The organism is Flavobacterium nackdongense (assembly GCF_004355225.1).
Taxonomy (GTDB): domain Bacteria; phylum Bacteroidota; class Bacteroidia; order Flavobacteriales; family Flavobacteriaceae; genus Flavobacterium; species Flavobacterium nackdongense.
This window is the reverse complement of record NZ_CP037933.1, coordinates 2,361,845-2,380,737: the sequence shown is the minus strand read 5'-3', so window position 1 is coordinate 2,380,737 and position 18,893 is coordinate 2,361,845. Positions and strand designations below refer to the sequence as shown.

Below are 18,893 nucleotides of genomic sequence, written 5' to 3'. Positions count from 1 at the left end.
ATTGAGACTAGTCTTTTCTCTATATTCTTTTCTCTATATTCTCTAAAAATGACTTTACAAGAAAAAGACAGCCAATACCTTTGGCATCCTTATACCCAACATAAAACGGCAGCACTTCCTATTGCAATAAAAAGAGGAGAAGGGGCTTTGCTTTGGGACGAAAACAACAAAGAATACATCGATGCCATCGCTTCTTGGTGGGTGAATCCGTATGGCCATTCCAATAAATTTATTGCCGATGCGATTTACAAACAACTAACCACCCTGGAACACGTCCTTTTCGGAGGATTTACGCACGAACCAGCGATAATTTTGGCCGAAAAGTTAATCGAAATTTTGCCCAATAATCAACAAAAACTATTTTTTTCGGACAATGGTTCGACTGCTGTAGAAGTGGCAATCAAAGTGGCTTTGCAATATTTTTTTAATAAAGGCGAAAAGAAAACTACGATAATCGCTTTCGATAATGCTTTCCACGGTGATACTTTTGCCGCAATGGCAGCTAGTGGCATTTCCTTTTTTACTGAGGCTTTTCAAGGAATGCTGATTGATATTGTTCGAATTCCCGTTCCAATCAAAGGGCGCGAACAAGACAGTTTCGATGCTTTGGCGAAAGCCATAAAAAATCATAATTGTGCCGGATTTATATTCGAACCTTTGGTACAAGGAGCGTCAGGAATGGTGATGTACGAACCAGAAACTTTGAATAAATTAATCCGAATTTGTAAAGAAAACAATGTACTCACGATTGCCGATGAAGTGATGACGGGTTTTGGTAAAACAGGAAAGACTTTTGCCTGTGATTATCTAACCGAACAACCTGATATGATGTGTTTGTCGAAAGCTTTGACAGGTGGGACAATTCCGATGGCAATTACGACATTTACAAAAGACATTTTTGATGCTTTTTATGACGAAGACATCAATAAAGCCTTGTTCCACGGACATACTTTTACGGCAAATCCAACAGGTTGTGCGGCGGCTTTGGCGAGTTTGTCATTGTTGCAAACCCAAGAAATGCAAGACAATATTGCTAGAGTAAACAAAAGACATTTGGAGTTTCAAAAACATATTGAATCGCATCCAAAAGTGACAACAACTCGCGTGCTCGGAGTCATTTTTGCTCTGGAAATACAAACCGAAACTGCCGCAAGTTACTATGGAAGTTTGCGTAATAAACTCTACGATTTCTTTATCGAAAATGGTGTGGTGTTGAGACCTGTGGGGAATATTGTTTACATTTTGCCTCCTTATGTCATCACAGACGAACAATTGCAAAAAGTGTATCAAGTAGTCGAAAAAGCATTGGAAATAGTTTAAATTTGCTGATAATTAAAAGACACGAATTCCACAGATTTCCACAAATTATTTTTTAATTCGTGAAATTTAAGAAGAATAAATTCGTGCTAATTCGTGAAATTCGTGTCAAAAAGAACAGCCTTGTCAAAAATTATCTCCATAACATCCATAGCATCCATTTCTCCGTTGGGGAATGACCCAAAGATGATTTGGGAAAATTATAAAAACAACCACCACTGTTTTACCGAACATTTTTTGGACCATAAAAACACCTTGGTTGCCAAATTGGATTCCGATTCCAATGCACTCGTTGAGGATTTAAGGCAATCGGATGTTAAATACAAGTCTTTAGATGCCTCTGTTTTGTATGCGATGGCAGCATCGCGTCAGGCGATTGTTAATGCGGGTTGGACTTCTAGCGACGGTTTCGGAATTAATATTGGTTCTTCTCGTGGCGCTACAGATTTATTTGAAAAACACTTTCAAGAATATTTAGAAACGGGTAAAGCTCAAACTTTGGCATCGCCTACAACTACTTTGGGCAATATTTCCTCTTGGGTTGCCCACGATTTGCAAAGTACAGGTCCCGAAATTTCACATTCCATTACCTGTTCCACGGCTTTGCACGCTTTGTTGAATGGAGTGGCTTGGCTTCGTGCTGGAATGGCGGACAAATTTCTGGTTGGCGGAAGCGAAGCGCCTTTGACCGACTTTACTGTCGCCCAGATGAGAGCCTTAAAAATTTATTCGAACAGTCAAGACGAATGGCCTTGTCGTGCTTTAGATTTAGAAAAAAAGCAAAACACTTTGATTCTTGGAGAAGGTGCCGCAGTGTGTTGCTTGGAAATTGGGCGTAAAGAAAACGCAATCGCTTATGTAGAAGGTATCGGTTATGCTACAGAAATTTTGGAACACAATATTTCCATTTCGGCAGAAGCGACTTGTTTCCAAAAATCGATGAAAATGGCTTTAGGAAATACCGATTTATCCGAAGTTGACGCCATCGTAATGCACGCACCAGGAACCAAAGCCGGCGATTTGACCGAATACAAAGCCATCCAGAAACTATTTGGAACTAATTTGCCAATGCTTACGACCAACAAATGGAAAATTGGACACACTTTTGGTGCTTCGGGAATGTTGAGTGTGGAAATGGCCATTTTGATGCTGCAACATCAGGAATTTATCGGCGTACCCTTTGCCGAAGTTCCAAAACCAAGAAAACAAATCCGGTACGTACTTATAAATTCGGTTGGTTTTGGAGGTAATGCGGTAAGTATTTTGTTGGGAATTTAACCAATAGAAAGGTAAAACGATCTTATTTGTAGGCGTTGCCATTTGCTATAAAAATTAACCCAAGCAACAGCAGTGCTTTTTTTTGATTGATTTACTACCTCTAAATGATTGATTTGACAAGTTTACAATCGATTATTATGATGATCTTGCAACCTCAATAGAATTGCTGATGCGGATGTGCCCCCACGTCGCAAAGCAATTAAATTTTCAATAGGATATATGAGAATATATTTACTTAACCTAAAAATGCGTGTTGCATTATTTTTTTTAATGATATTTTGTTTTGTATGTTCAACTTACGGGCAGACTTCAGGAGATTATCGGTCAGTATCATCTGGTAATTGGTCAACAGTAGGCACTTGGCAAAGACACAACGGAACTTCCTGGGTGGTCGCACCTGATTATCCTGGTCAATCTCTTCCCTGTAGAGTTTTTATAAGTGATAACACGACGGTGACCGCAGATGTAAGCATCTTTTCAAACAAACCCACAAGACTAGAATTTACTCCACTTGCCACTAACGCAGTTTTGAATATTAACCCAAATATTTCTATTGAGATCAATGGGAATGTGGTCATAGCTTCGCCGGGATCAGGAGTAAATTATGGGGACGCCATATTAAATGTGGGTGCAGGAAGTCTTGCTATAGGAGGGATTTTAAGTTTGAATGATACTCAGGGTCCAAATAACGATTGCGAACTTAGAATTGGTTCTGGCTCAGTAACAGTTTTGGGTACAGAGGCGCGTATGTTGGGTGTGGCTAATGAGAACGCGATTATTTTTGATGGTTCAGGTTTTTTCGTAACCAATGCGTCGACGATTTCTTTAAGTGGAGGTTCTCTTGTTGCTGGAACAGGAACGGTAGAATTTAATGGGACGGGTGTTCAAACGATAAATAATTATAATTTTAATAATTTAGTTTTATCGGGTTCAGGAATAAAAACAATCGTGTCCGGGGCGACCATCGCTAATAACTTAACTATAACAGGTACAGCAAAAGCTAGAATAACATCCAATTTTACAATTCCATCACTTATTTTTTCAGCAATAGGACAAACGGCATCCACTTACGGCTCTACCCTTTCTGTTGCTGCTGTGAAAAACGATACTTATTTTGATAATACCACGGGAGGGACAGGAATTATTACTGTTACAAACATTACACCAGACATTACACCGACAATTGGAACTTACACCTACACGGGAGTACCACAAGGGCCAAATACTGCCACTAATACTGGAACAGGAACAAGTTATACTTATAGTTATCAAAATTCAGGGGCGGCTGCTTATGGGCCAACAGCAATTCCTCCTACCAATGCGGGGAATTATACAGTAGTTGCTACGGTAGCCGCCAACGGTACTTATGCCTCCAGAACTTCAGCCCCAACGTTATTTACCATAGCAAAAAAGAATTTAACAATTACAGCTAATAGCGACTCAAAATTAGTGGGTCTTACCTATACAGTGGGCGCCAATTCAACTGCTTTTTCTTCGTTTGGTTTACAAAATGGCGAAACTATAGGAACAATTACTACCGCTAGCACAGGAGCAATAAATACTGCTATTGTTGGTTCATATCCTATTGTTCCATCAGCTGCTGTAGGAGGAACATTTAGCGCTGCAAATTATACTATTGGTTACACTAATGGCACATTGACCGTTTCGAATGCCTCTACCGGAGATTATAGATCAAGAGTTAGTGGCGTTTGGACAGATGTGAACACTTGGGAACGATGGGATGGTTCGGCTTGGGTAACTCCACCTGCCACATATCCATCGCAAACAACTGGAACAGGGGTGGTTTATATTAGCGACGGACACGCTGTTACTAGCGGAACGATTTTTGTTCCTGATGCAAATAGAGCATCGAGAATAGAACTTTCCGCGGGAACTGCTACTAGTTCACTAACTATTGATGGTACAAGCACACTTGGGGCATCTGGTGGAATAAGAATAAGACCAAGTACGTTAACGGGTGTTACTAGAACGATTAATGTAGGGAATGGGCGTCTTAATGCCGGAAATATTCTGATAGAGGATACAGGCAATGATGGTATCGATTCCGAAATAATAATAGGAAACGGTACCGTATACTTAGGAAACGGAAATGCCGCAATGGGAGGTAATAGTTTACGAAATGCGATTCGTTTTAGTGGCAGCGGCACTTTACAACTAGATGGCGGTAGTGGTCAAATTTTAGGGGGAACAATAGTTGCTGGTTCAGGACGGGTTTCCTTTTCAGATAGTGCAAATCAAAACATTGGTGCATATTCTTTCAACAATCTAACCTTGACGGATGCTGGTGTAAAAACAATTAATGCAGCTGCAACTATTACAGGTACTTTGACCATCTCTGGTTCTGCAAAGGCACAATTACCAACAGGTGCAAATATTCCAGTTAATTCCTTGATTCTTGATACTGATGGTAAACTACTCGGTTCTTGGGGTTCGACCGCATCTTCCCCTACACCGACATACAACGATGATTCGCATTTTAACACCAACACAACGGCTGGTATAATAACCGTTACCAAGTCTACTCCAAATATAATCCCACTCAGTTCCTATGTTTATAATGGCAACCAGCAAGGTTCAGCCAGCATTAGTGGAACAGGCACACCCACATTTAGTTATGTTAATTCGGGGGGGACAACCTATGGTCCTTCAGCAACACCACCTACTAATGCAGGTAATTATATTTTAAGTGCTAGTGTCGCTGCTAATGGTGATTTTGTAGCAAGAACTTTCGTTGATGCTCCTTTTTCTATAGCAAAGGCTCCCCTAACTATAACAGCGAATAATGGTCTAAAGGAATATCTAGATACATTTACCGTAGGTGCAGTTTCTACAGCTTTTACCTCTACTGGATTACAAGCTGGTCAGACTATTGGTACAATAACAACTGCTAGTACAGGTGCAGTAGGCAGTGCATTAATAGGAACGTATCCGATAGTGCCAACGGCTGCTATTGGTGGAACTTTCGCTGCCTCAAATTATACAATTACCTATACTGACGGAGCTTTAACTGTAAATCCTAGGATTGGGGATTACAGATCTGTGAGCAGTGGCAATTGGAATAGTTTAACAACTTGGGAAAGATGGACAGGATCTGCTTGGGCCACACCAATTGCTGCTGAAGGATATCCTGGACAAATTGTAGATCTACGAGTTGTTCATATACAACCTGGTCACAATATTAATGGTAACATTACAACCGTAGATCCAAGAAGAATTCGAGATCTGATATTTTTGGATGGCCCTAGCGCTAGCTCACTATCCATAATTGGCGGCAATTCGATAAAAGTTAATAACCAAGTAATAGTTCGATCAGGCGCAAATAGAGATATTAACGTAGGCGTTGGTTTCTTAAGTGTTGGCTCATTTAATTTTACTGATACAGGAAGCGATAGTATTGTTTCTAAATTGACTATAGGGACAGGGATAGTATTCGCTTCGGGCAATTTGGTTATGAATGGCTCTGCCCAACGCAATGTGGTTGAGTTTACAGGTTCTGGCTCATTGCAGTTTATAAATAGTGGTACAATGACTGGGGGATCACTCATTCCAAGCACGGGAACGGTATATTACAATTCGACTGGAAATCAAGCAGTTGGAACGTATGCGTACACTAATTTAGTTTTAGGTAATAATGGGATAAAAACAGTTTCAGCGACTACAACCATAGCTGCAAATTTAACAATAAATGGTACCGCATCTGCGAGCCTAAATACAGGCACAGTTTACACCATTGATTCGCTAACTCTCGGTTGTTTAGGAAGAGAAGATGGAAGTTGGGGTTCAACTAGTCCTATACCTATGCCAGCTTACACCGATGATACTTATTTTGAAAACACCACTGGTTTTTTAAATGTTGCAACAAATACAAGGCCACAACATGCTACTTTAGTAGTACAAACTTGTGAATTTCCCGGAAAAATTACAGTTAGTCCACCACCCATTATTGGAGCTACAAGTTATACTGTAGACGGAACTGTCCCCGATGTTGCGTTAATAACAAATACCAGCGGAGTCTTTTCAGGTCTAGCGCCAGGAGTTTATCAAGTTTATACCACTAGTGCTTGCGGAAATTCGCAACCAACATTGATTACGATTAACCCATTACCAACTAAGACTTGGAACGGGACCTCTTGGTCACCATCTGGTGCCCCAACGGCGGACCATAACATTGAATTTACTGGAAATTATTCAGAAAACACAGATGTCACCGCTTGTGCTTGTACGGTAAATTCCGGAACAGTAACTTTTCCGACGGGAAGGTATTTAAAATTAGGAGGTAAACTTACCGTAAATACACCTGGAACTTTAACTTTCGAGAATAATGCCAGTTTGGTGCAAACCACTAATTATATAGGAACGAATAATGGAAGCATCACCTACAAGCGAAATTTTAGCGGTGGACAATTTGATTATACCTACTGGTCATCGCCTGTTGCAAATCAAAAATTACTAGATTTATCCCCTTTAACAAAGTTGGATAAGTTTTATTCTTTTAATCCAACAGCAAATGATTGGGATCAAGCAGCCGATCCAGCAACTACGAATATGGCCATAGGAAAAGGATATATTATTCGTGGTGTGCCATCTGGCCCTTTGGTAAATTCATTCATTGGAGAACCTGTTAATGGAAATCAAAGCATCGCAGTTGTAGGCGGAGCATCCTCGAATCTTATTGGAAATCCCTATCCATCGGCGCTAGATGCAGATGCTTTTATCTTGGCAAATGCAAGCGCTATCGATGGAACCCTTTATTTCTGGACACATAATACTCCAATTGCTATTGGTACACCCAATCCAGGAACGGGACTTTATGCCTATTCAGGCAATGATTATGCAACTTATACTCTCGCAGGAGGCGTAGCAACTAAAGCAGGAAATACAACCCCTGAATGGGTAGATAGTAATAAAAATAGAGTGGTAGATTCAGGTGAATTTACAGACAACAATGGCAATGGCACATTAGATAAGGGGGAATGGATCGATGCCAATGTAATAGGTACATTGGAAACAGGGGAATGGACTGATTATAATAAAAACAATTTTGCCGAAACAGGAGAGTGGACGGATATTGATAAAGATGGTCGATTGGACTTGGGGGAGTGGACGGATTCAAATAACGATTCTGTTAAAGACTTTGGCGAATGGACGGATACAGACGGAGATGATGTTTTCGATACCGGTGAATGGGTCGATGCTAGTCCTGATAAAGTATTGGATTTGGGGGTCGAACAAATTTCTAATAAACCTACAGGCTATATTGCAGCTGGACAAAGTTTTTTTACCACTAGCACAAGTGCCGGAGGACCAGTAAACTTTACCAATGCTATGCGAGTAGACGGCTCAAGTCCTTCAAACAATTCCGATTTTTTTAAAACTAGAAATCTTAAAACTAAAACAAATACCAGCATCGAAAAAAATCGTGTTTGGTTGAACCTGACCAATTCAAAAGGTGCTTTCAAGCAAACTTTAGTCGGCTACATAACGGGAGCAACGAATTCTTGGGACAACCTGTATGATGGCGAAAGTTTTGATGGCAATGATTTTCTTGATTTCTATAGTATCAATGAGGAGAAGAATTTAACCGTGCAAGGTCGTGCTTTGCCATTTGACGAAAATGATGAAGTTAGCCTAGGATATAGAATTGACGTTGCAGGTAGTTTTACAATTAAAATTGATGAAGCAGATGGTTTGTTGAAAAATCAAGAGGTGCTTCTTGAAGACAAATTGACAAAAAACATCGTTAATCTCAAAGCGCAAGACTATATATTTAGCACCCTTGCCGGAACATTTAATGACCGTTTTGTACTCCGTTTTAAAGATAATACTTTAGGACTAAAAGATCCGGAAGTCCAATCCAGTCAGGTGTTGGTTTCCATCAAGAACAAACAGATAAAAATCAATTCTTTTGCCGAAACCATAGAAAAAGTCACAATCTTCGATTTAGCCGGAAGACAAATCTATCAAAAAGACAAACTAAGCAGTAACGAATTAATACTCGCGGATTTTATTAGCAGCCATCAGGCTTTGATTGTGAAAACAACTTTAGAAAATGGCAGTACGGTTTCGGATAAAATTATTTATTAGCTAAAGTAAACCAATAAAAAACCGGTTGAACCATTTTTTATGGTTTAATAGTCAAAAATAGTTGGTGATTTTTGATCTGCAATGCGGCCACTAAATACTCTAAAACTGATTACTGAGCACTATTTTCTAATTCCTTGACTTTATCATAAACTAAATTACTTTCAAAACCACGGCGAAGCAGATAATCACAGAATTTTTTTCGCTTTTTCAAGCCATTAGTTTCTCGAATGGAATCCCAATGCCTTTCGGCCAATGTGTGAAAGGTTTCCAAATATTCTTCGGGAGTGATTTCTTTTAGCGCAATATTGATGAGGGTTTGTGATATGTTTCTGAACTTCAATTCATTCACAATCCTAATTTTCCCCCAATGTTTGATTCGGTGTTTCCCTCTGGCAAAACTGCAAGCAAAACGCTCTTCACTGATAAAGTTTTCAGCAATGAGATGCACCATTATTTGGTCGATTTCGTCTGAATCCATTTTCATCGTCCACAATTTAGAAACGACTTCATCGTGACAACGTTCCTGATAGGCACAGAAATTTTCTATTTTGTGTATGGCTTCTTTTATAGTGAAAACGTCTTTCATTTAATTGATTCAAGTTTTGTGCTGAAAAACAGCGGTATAAATCATGGTGAACAAAGGTATTATTTTAAATTTTGTACAGAAATATTTTTATTATCACCAAAATTCAGTACTAAAACCGAAAACGATGTATTTTGTCGATTATATTATAGAATAGAGTAAAATTATTTTAACTTTAATAACTATTAGATGCTGATTTATAGCAATCTATGTGTTAAAAATTAAAAGTGTAATCCTTCAAACTAGTACAGCTAATTTTATTTTGGCGAACTACATTTTTTAAATGTATAAGTGGATCTTGTTTTAAAGAATAGTAATATTAAAATAAGTTGCTATGAAAAATTTTTACTTCTTCATTCTATTATTTTTCAGCTATTGTATTTGTTTTGCTCAAGACTTTGGTCAATTTGCCTCTGGAATACGGATTAATGGTTCAATATACAATACTACTGGTGATATTGGAATAACCCCTTTCCAAGACGCAAACTTAGGGACTTTTGGTGCCAATTCCCCTTGTGCTAAAATAACGGCTGGGGAAATTAAAACTTGGAAAAACATTTCGGCAAATGTGTGCGGTGCTAAAATTTATTGGAGAGTTTATCCAACTAGTGCTTCACCTTCAGGAAGTTTTAATTTTATTATCCTTCCTTTTGGTTCTAATTGTTCATCCGGTGTTTTTGCTGATGGCGTCGGTACTTGCAATACCGGTGACCAAAAATGGAAAGACTATTCGTTAAATATTGATTTCATTAGCGGTCTGGGCCCAAACAATTATATTCTTGAAATCTATTATGAATATACAGGTTCAAATTCGAGTACTTCAACTTGTGAAGCAACAAAATTCATTAGTAATTTCGGGTCAAATTTTAAGGCAAATTTTACAATAACAAGTCCAACAATTAGTTGTCCAGCGAATATTACTCAAAATATTGATTCAGGATTATGTTCAGCAAGTATCGTAACACAAAATCCCACAATTGGTGACAATTGTTTCATTAACAAACTGACATGGGAATTAACTGGTGCGACAACAGGAATTTCGCCTGCTACTGGAATTAATTATTTAGGGACTCAAGTATTTAATAAAGGAATTACTACTGTGACTTATATAGCTTCAGATGCTGCCGGTAACTCTGCATCTTGTAGTTTCACGGTGTCTGTAGTCGACAATCAACCACCAACCATAGCCACATTGGCTGCAATAACTGTCAATGCGGATTCAGGCATTTGTACCTATGCTAGTTCACAATTACCAGCTCCAACTGCATCTGATAATTGTACAACGGTAACCGTAACTCGTTCACCAGCGACTTTGTCAAAAGGGACAAACACAGTAACTTGGACCGCCACAGATGGAGCTGGCTTAACTGCGACTTCAACACAAACAGTGACCGTAGTCGACAATCAAGCTCCAACCATAGCCACATTGGCTGCAATAACTGTCAATGCTGATTCAGGCGTTTGTACCTATGCTAGTTCGCAATTAACTCCACCAACTGCATCTGACAATTGTACAACGGTAACTGTAACTCGTTCACCAGCGACTTTGTCAAAAGGGACAAACACAGTAACTTGGACAGCCACAGATGGAGCTGGCTTAACTGCGACTTCAACACAAACAGTAACTGTAGTCGACAATCAACCACCAACCATAGCCACATTGGCTGCAATAACTGTCAATGCTGATTCAGGCATTTGTACCTATGCTAGTTCGCAATTAACAGCTCCAACGGCTGCTGACAATTGTACAACGGTAACTATAACTCGTTCACCAGCGACTTTGTCAAAAGGGACAAACACAGTAACTTGGACCGCCACAGATGGAGCTGGCTTAACTGCGACTTCAACACAAACAGTGACTGTAGTCGACAATCAACCACCAACGATAGCCACATTGGCTGCAACAACTGTCAATGCTGATTCAGGCATTTGTACCTATGCTAGTTCGCAATTAACAGCTCCAACGGCTGCTGACAATTGTACAACGGTAACTATAACTCGTTCACCAGCGACTTTGTCAAAAGGGACAAACACAGTAACTTGGACTGCCACAGATGGAGCTGGCTTAACTGCGACTTCAACACAAACAGTGACCGTAGTCGACAATCAACCACCAACCATAGCCACATTGGCTGCAATAACTGTCAATGCTGATTCAGGCGTTTGTACCTATGCTAGTTCGCAATTAACTTCACCAACTGCATCTGATAATTGTACAACGGTAACTGTAACTCGTTCACCAGCGACTTTGTCAAAAGGGACAAACACAGTAACTTGGACCGCCACAGATGGAGCTGGCTTAACTGCGACTTCAACACAAACAGTAACTGTAGTCGACAATCAACCACCAACCATAGCCACATTGGCTGCAATAACTGTCAATGCTGATTCAGGCGTTTGTACCTATGCTAGTTCACAATTAACAGCTCCAACGGCTGCTGATAATTGCACAACGGTAACTGTAACTCGTTCACCAGCGACTTTGTCAAAAGGGACAAACACAGTAACTTGGACCGCCACAGATGGAGCTGGCTTAACTGCGACTTCAACACAAACAGTAACTGTAGTCGACAATCAACCACCAACCATAGCCACATTGGCTGCAATAACTGTCAATGCTGATTCAGGCGTTTGTACCTATGCTAGTTCACAATTAACAGCTCCAACTGCATCTGATAATTGTACAACGGTAACCGTAACTCGTTCACCAGCGACTTTGTCAAAAGGGACAAACACAGTAACTTGGACAGCCACAGATGGAGCTGGCTTAACTGCGACTTCAACACAAACAGTGACCGTAGTCGACAATCAAGCTCCAACGATAGCCACATTGGCTGCAATAACTGTCAACGCTGACCCAGGCATTTGTACCTATGCTAGTTCACAATTAACTCCACCAACTGCATCTGATAATTGTACAACGGTAACCGTAACTCGTTCACCAGCGACTTTGTCAAAAGGGACAAACACAGTAACTTGGACTGCCACAGATGGAGCTAACTTAACTGCGACTTCAACACAAACAGTGACTGTAGTCGACAATCAAGCTCCAACCATAGCCACATTGGCTGCAACAACTGTCAATGCTGATTCAGGCATTTGTACCTATGCTAGTTCGCAATTAACAGCTCCAACGGCTGCTGACAATTGTACAACGGTAACTATAACTCGTTCACCAGCGACTTTGTCAAAAGGGACAAACACAGTAACTTGGACTGCCACAGATGGAGCTGGCTTAACTGCGACTTCAACACAAACAGTAACTGTAGTCGACAATCAACCACCAACCATAGCCACATTGGCTGCAATAACTGTCAATGCTGATTCAGGCGTTTGTACCTATGCTAGTTCACAATTAACAGCTCCAACGGCTGCTGATAATTGCACAACGGTAACTGTAACTCGTTCACCAGCGACTTTGTCAAAAGGGACAAACACAGTAACTTGGACTGCCACAGATGGAGCTGGCTTAACTGCGACTTCAACACAAACAGTGACCGTAGTCGACAATCAACCACCAACCATAGCCACATTGGCTGCAATAACTGTCAATGCTGATTCAGGCGTTTGTACCTATGCTAGTTCACAATTAACTCCACCAACTGCATCTGATAATTGCACAACGGTAACTGTAACTCGTTCACCAGCGACTTTGTCAAAAGGGACAAACACAGTAACTTGGACTGCCACAGATGGAGCTGGCTTAACTGCGACTTCAACACAAACAGTGACTGTAGTCGACAATCAACCACCAACCATAGCCACATTGGCTGCAATAACTGTCAATGCTGATTCAGGCGTTTGTACCTATGCTAGTTCGCAATTAACTTCACCAACTGCATCTGATAATTGTACAACGGTAACTGTAACTCGTTCACCAGCGACTTTGTCAAAAGGGACAAACACAGTAACTTGGACTGCCACAGATGGAGCTGGCTTAACTGCGACTTCAACACAAACAGTGACCGTAGTCGACAATCAACCACCAACCATAGCCACATTGGCTGCAATAACTGTCAATGCTGATTCAGGCGTTTGTACCTATGCTAGTTCGCAATTAACTTCACCAACTGCATCTGATAATTGTACAACGGTAACTGTAACTCGTTCACCAGCGACTTTGTCAAAAGGGACAAACACAGTAACTTGGACCGCCACAGATGGAGCTGGCTTAACTGCGACTTCAACACAAACAGTGACTGTAGTCGACAATCAACCACCAACCATAGCAACCTTAACAGATATCACCGTTAATGCTGACCCAGGCGTTTGTACCTATGCTAGTTCGCAATTAACAGCTCCAACGGCTGCTGACAATTGTACAACGGTAACCGTAACTCGTTCACCAGCGACTTTGTCAAAAGGGACAAACACAGTAACTTGGACCGCCACAGATGGAGCTAGCTTAATTGCGACTTCAACACAAACAGTGACCGTAGTCGACAATCAACCACCAACTGCTATCTGTAAAAATATTTCGGTTAGTTTGAATGCCCTTGGAACTGCAAGCATAACAGCTGCTGACATCAATAATAATTCAACAGATAATTGTGGTATCGCTAGTTTGGTGGCTAGCAAAACTACTTTTAATTGTGCCAATTTAGGAACGAATTCAGTAACATTAACCGTCACAGATACCAGTGGAAACGTAAATTCTTGTACGTCAACGGTTACCGTTGTTGATGCAATTGCTCCTGTAGCTCTTTGCAAACCGTTTACATTAAATCTTGATGTTGCGGGAAACGCCACACTCCTAGCAACTGATATTAATAACGGATCATCGGATAATTGTTCTTTTACGAGAACCATCAGCAAAGCGAATTTCGACTGTAGCAATATTGGAGCCAATACAGTAACATTAACAATTACAGATGCTGCTGGGAATTCTTCGAGTTGCAACGCAACTGTAACTGTACAATCAAGTCTAGCAATTACTGCCACCTCTAATAGCGTGGTTTGTGCAGGTAATACATTAAAATTATTTGGCAATATTACATCGGGTGCCTTTGGAACTCCAACTTATTCTTGGGTTGGTCCTTTGGGATTTAGTTCTACTTCGCAAAATCCTAGTATTCCCAATGTATCTATGGGTGCAGCTGGAACTTATACGCTGACCGTTATTAATGGGAATGGATGTACAGCTTCACAAACGACAACTGTACTAGTAAATCCTGTTCCTAATGTGAGCATCAATCCTAGCTTTGCATCGGGTTTTGTTAAGAAATTTACGGGGTCGTTAGTTCTGTACACTTATACAGTTACAAATGTTGGCTTAGTATCTGATTCATTCAATTTGTCATACATTGCAGATTCTGATCCGATGGATGTAACAATGGACGTACGATTTCTTACGATGGGAGGAGCTGTAATTACTTCCACTCCAATGATTTCAGCGGGTGGGAATTACACTTTTCAATTAGAACTTTCTGTACAAGGTAATCAACCTAGGGTTTATAATCATACAGTGCTTATTGCAACTAGTAATTTATGTTCAAACTCTTCTGTTTCAGCGGATGCTTACACCTATGAATATAATGGAAACCAACCGCCGGCCGACAATGGCTCACAGCTAGAGATTTCTAAAGTGGCAATTGACAATACAACCGGAGTAGACATCACTAATGCTATTGTAGGAGTACCCTTTAAATATAAAATTACAGTGGTAAACAACAGTAACGGAGACGATGCTACAAATGTAGTTATTAATGACCTAGTGCCAGCATCCCTTTCTATAACTGATAATGGCGGAGGTATACAAACTGGCAATTCAATTAGATGGAATGTTGGATCTTTAACTAAAAAAAGAGCTGGGCAAAATACGGTTCAAAAAATTATTACAGTGGTGCCTAGTTGTAGTTCACTGCTATCAGTAAGCAATACAGCCAATGTTATAAGCAGCCCACCAGACAATGGTCAAGGTATCGGTGCTGCAACAGTTATTACTAACATTACTGATAATATTCCACCAACTGCAAATTGTAAACCAATCACTGTTTATCTTAATTCTGCTGGAGTGGCAACCATCACTGAGTCTATGATTAATAATGGTAGTACAGATAATTGTTCTATTCAATCTGTTACGATTGACAAATCCACTTTTAACTGTTCAAATTTGGGGGCTAATAACGTAATTTTAACGGTCAAAGATATTTCAGGAAATAGTGCTACCTGTACTTCAATAGTAACGGTGGTGGACAATCTGGCACCCGTTTTCACAAGTTGTCCAACGAATCCTGCATCTTTATGCGCAGATAATGCAACTTCATATACAAAAGTCGGTACAAGTTGGAATGCACTGGCAACAGACAACTGCACCTTTTCACTAGTTTATACTTTATCAGGAAGTACAACGGGAACTGGAACAAGCCTAAACGGAGTTGCGTTTAATGTAGGTACAACAACCGTTACATGGAAAGCTACGGACTCAGCTGGAAATGTTTCCAATTGTATATTTACTGTTACGATAAATGGTTTGCCAATTATTACCACACAGCCTATTACAGAGTTAGAATGCGAAGGAAATATAGTTACTTTTAAAGCTTTAGCATCAGGCTCAGGACTGACTTATGTATGGCAACGAAAATTACCTGCAGAGGCTGTTTTTAGCACCATTCCAGCTGAGGGAAATGTTTCTTATCCTAGTCCTGGTGAAATTCGGCTCCAAAATGTAGGTAGTGTAATGTCTCCTAGTGGAACACAATACCAAGTTATAATTACTAATAGTAACGGTTGTAGTATAACTTCCTCCGTAGCAACACTTTTAGTAAATGAAGTCACTGGAATTTCTCCGTCTGCAACAAATGTTACCCAATGTTATGGAACCAATTATTCCTATACCGTTTCAACATCTGCCCCACCTCCGGGATCGGTTGTTTCGTATCAATGGAAAAGTTCTGTAGCTTCAGGAGTATGGAATCCTGTGGTTGATGGAGTTCATTACTCAGGAGCTACAACGGCAACATTAAACATATTAAACGGTACTCCAGCACAATCAGCAGCGTACAAAGTGCAGGTCATTTTTACTTCTTCAGCCTCAACTTGTACTGTTACTACGGCTTTGACTAGACAGATTACTTTTCTCCCAGAAGTCACACCCCCAGTAGCTGCAATCACCCAACCCGATTGTTTTACTGCTACAGGAAGTATCTTATTAAGCGGTTTGCCTGCCATTGGAACTTGGACTTTAACAAGGACTGGCACTTCAGGTGCAACAACGACTGGAACAGGTTTTAGTACAACAATTTCTGGATTAACTGCAGGAACATACAATTTTACCGTGTCAAATGGAACTTGTACTTCCTTGCCTTCAGCAAATGTGGTAATAAACGTGCAGCCAGGCACTCCATTACGACCAACAATTGTTTCTTATACTTTACCAACATTTGCTGATAACGATGGAACCATAACATTAGGGGATTTACCATCGGGGAATTGGGTGCTAAATCAAATAAAAAATGGAGTAACAACAACCATTAGCGGTTCAGGTTCTCCATACACACTAACTGGACTATCTAATGGAAATTATGAATTTGAAGTAGTTGCCTTGTGCACTTCTCCAAGATCGCAGCTAACCCCTTTAACACCGATTCCCTATAATCCTCTAGTTTCTCCTGCTACAGATTTGAACTGTACTGGATTTACTGCTAATTGGCCTGCAACATTTGCCGCTACTGCTTATTTGCTAGATGTATCTACAGTCAGTAATTTTGCCTCTTTCATTTCGGGATATCAAGATAGAAATGTGGGTAATGTCTTGTCATTTGTTGTTTCAGGTATGCCAACGGGTCCTTTATATTATAGAATTCGCGCTAAAAATGCAACTTTAATAACTCTATATTCTGCTACAATAACAGTGACTCCACTTATCAATACCTATTCGGCAGGATCCTGGTCTTTGGGCACTCCACCGCCAACAATTGGAACACAAAACCTTGTTTTCAATACAGGATTTACGGCCACTGCTGATTTAGCGGGATGTTCATGTACTGTAAATTCAGGTAATGTAATTGTAAATTCAGGTATAACTGTAACCCTAAATAATGAAGTTAAAGTTTTAGGCGGCTCACTAACTTTTGAAGATTCCTCCAGTTTGGTGCAAATAAATAATGTTGCAAATACTGGAAACATAACATACAAACGCAATACCACCAGAATCACAAGAATGGATTATACCTATTGGTCTACTCCAGTAATGCCTCATACTTTAGGTAGTGTATCGCCGAATACCTCTGTGGACAAGTATTATTCCTTTAATTCCAATTTAAATGATTGGAAACAAGAATCAGCAGCTACGGCTATGGTTCCTGGGGTAGGTTATATCATTCGTGGCCCGCAAAATTTCACTATTAATAATCCTGCGTTTTATGAAGCACCTTTTGTCGGTGTGCCTAATAATGGACCTTATGCCGTTTCAGGAATTATTGCTGATAGATCGTATCTTTTAGGAAATCCATACCCATCAGCTTTAGATGCAGATGCTTTCTTAGACACCAATCAAAATGTGCTCGACGGAACGCTATATTTTTGGACGCACAATACACCAATAGCTGTTGGCACACCTGATCCGGGCACTGGAGTATATGCTTATTCAGGAAATGACTATGCTTCCTATAATCGGACAGGTGGTGTTTCTACAAAAGCTCAAGCACCTAGTAGTCTTACTCCGTTCACGGGAATAAACGATAATATTCCTTCAGGGAAAATTGCCTCAGGCCAAGGATTCTTCGGAGGGTCTAAAGTCACTTTGCCAAGCGGTCCTATGATTGTTTACGATAATAGCATGCGAGTAGGAGTAGGAACAATTACAGGAAACAATTCTCAATTTTACAAAACAAAAAATCCAAAAGCGAAAATTTATGTTCTCGAAAAACACCGCATTTGGCTAGACTTAACTAATACTCAAGGTGCTTTCAAGCAAACACTTGTGGGTTATGTTACTGAGGCGACTAACGACTATGAAGGACGATTTGACGGCGAAAGTTATGATGGAAACGATTTCCTTGATTTCTATAGTATTCTTCAAGATAAGAACTTAACCATTCAAGGACGAGCCTTGCCATTTGATCAAAATGATGAAATACCTCTTGGATATCGCGTAGCTGTCGGAGGAACTTTTTCAGTAGCCATTGGACAAGTGGATGGTTTACTATTAAATCAACCGGTGTTTATTGAAGATAAATTGAACAATACAATTCATAATCTAAAAGGAGGAAAATACACATTCACCACGGATGCAGGAACCTTTGATGATCGTTTTGTTTTGCGTTATACCGATAAAACGCTAGGCATAGATGAAGTGGTGGTTAACGACGGAATTATTGCATTATATTCGAACAATTATAAAACTTTAATTATTCGAAACACCCTTCAGGACGCCACCGTGAATTCGGTGACACTGTACAGTTTATCCGGTCAAAAAATCAGCTCTTGGGATGTAAAAGGTAGGGAGCAAACTAGTATTCAGATTCCAATTAAGAACTTGCCTACCGAAATTTATGTGGTTAAAATCAAAACCACGCAGGGCGATTTCAGCAAGAAAATTATTGTCAAATAATAGCAGTGGAAACCTTGCTTGACCACTTGAAAATTGTAGATGTCCTCATTCGATGGG

General features: G+C 40.1%; 5 protein-coding genes. 4 read left to right on the top strand and 1 reads right to left on the bottom strand.

Annotated features, from left to right (window positions below):
* Positions 1-48 precede the first annotated feature (48 nt).
* The 3 genes from bioA (at position 49) to E1750_RS10145 (ending at position 8,700) form a co-directional block, all read left to right on the top strand.
* Positions 49-1,320, top strand: a complete 1,272-nt coding sequence (gene bioA / locus E1750_RS10155; RefSeq protein WP_133276665.1) for an adenosylmethionine--8-amino-7-oxononanoate transaminase — start codon at positions 49-51, stop codon at positions 1,318-1,320.
* A 120-nt stretch (positions 1,321-1,440) separates the two neighbouring features.
* Positions 1,441-2,595 carry a beta-ketoacyl synthase N-terminal-like domain-containing protein gene (locus tag E1750_RS10150; protein ID WP_133276664.1) on the top strand — a complete coding sequence of 385 codons (1,155 nt, stop codon included), beginning with the start codon at positions 1,441-1,443 and terminating at the stop codon, positions 2,593-2,595.
* 219 nt (positions 2,596-2,814) lie between these two features.
* Entirely contained in the window at positions 2,815-8,700 is a 5,886-nt protein-coding gene (locus E1750_RS10145; RefSeq protein WP_133276663.1) for a T9SS sorting signal type C domain-containing protein, read from the top strand.
* 109 nt (positions 8,701-8,809) lie between these two features.
* Here the strand turns inward: E1750_RS10145 and E1750_RS10140 are convergent, their stop codons facing one another.
* Positions 8,810-9,286: a regulatory protein RecX gene (locus E1750_RS10140; protein ID WP_133276662.1), complete on the bottom strand. Its 477-nt coding sequence runs from the start codon at positions 9,284-9,286 to the stop codon at positions 8,810-8,812.
* A gap of 331 nt (positions 9,287-9,617) precedes the next feature.
* On the opposite strand from E1750_RS10140, the gene E1750_RS10135 reads away from it, so the two are divergent.
* A complete protein-coding gene (locus E1750_RS10135; RefSeq protein ID WP_133276661.1) occupies positions 9,618-18,836 on the top strand; it encodes an HYR domain-containing protein in 9,219 nt (3,072 codons plus the stop codon).
* Positions 18,837-18,893: the final 57 nt, after the last annotated feature.

Bases quoted from the DNA above. Each gene is read 5' to 3' on its own strand.
- E1750_RS10135 (WP_133276661.1), top strand. From the start codon at position 9,618: ATGAAAAATTTTTACTTCTTCATTCTATTATTTTTCAGCTATTGTATT.
- bioA (WP_133276665.1), top strand. From the start codon at position 49: ATGACTTTACAAGAAAAAGACAGCCAATACCTTTGGCATCCTTATACC.
- E1750_RS10145 (WP_133276663.1), top strand. From the start codon at position 2,815: ATGAGAATATATTTACTTAACCTAAAAATGCGTGTTGCATTATTTTTT.
- E1750_RS10140 (WP_133276662.1), bottom strand. From the start codon at position 9,286: ATGAAAGACGTTTTCACTATAAAAGAAGCCATACACAAAATAGAAAAT.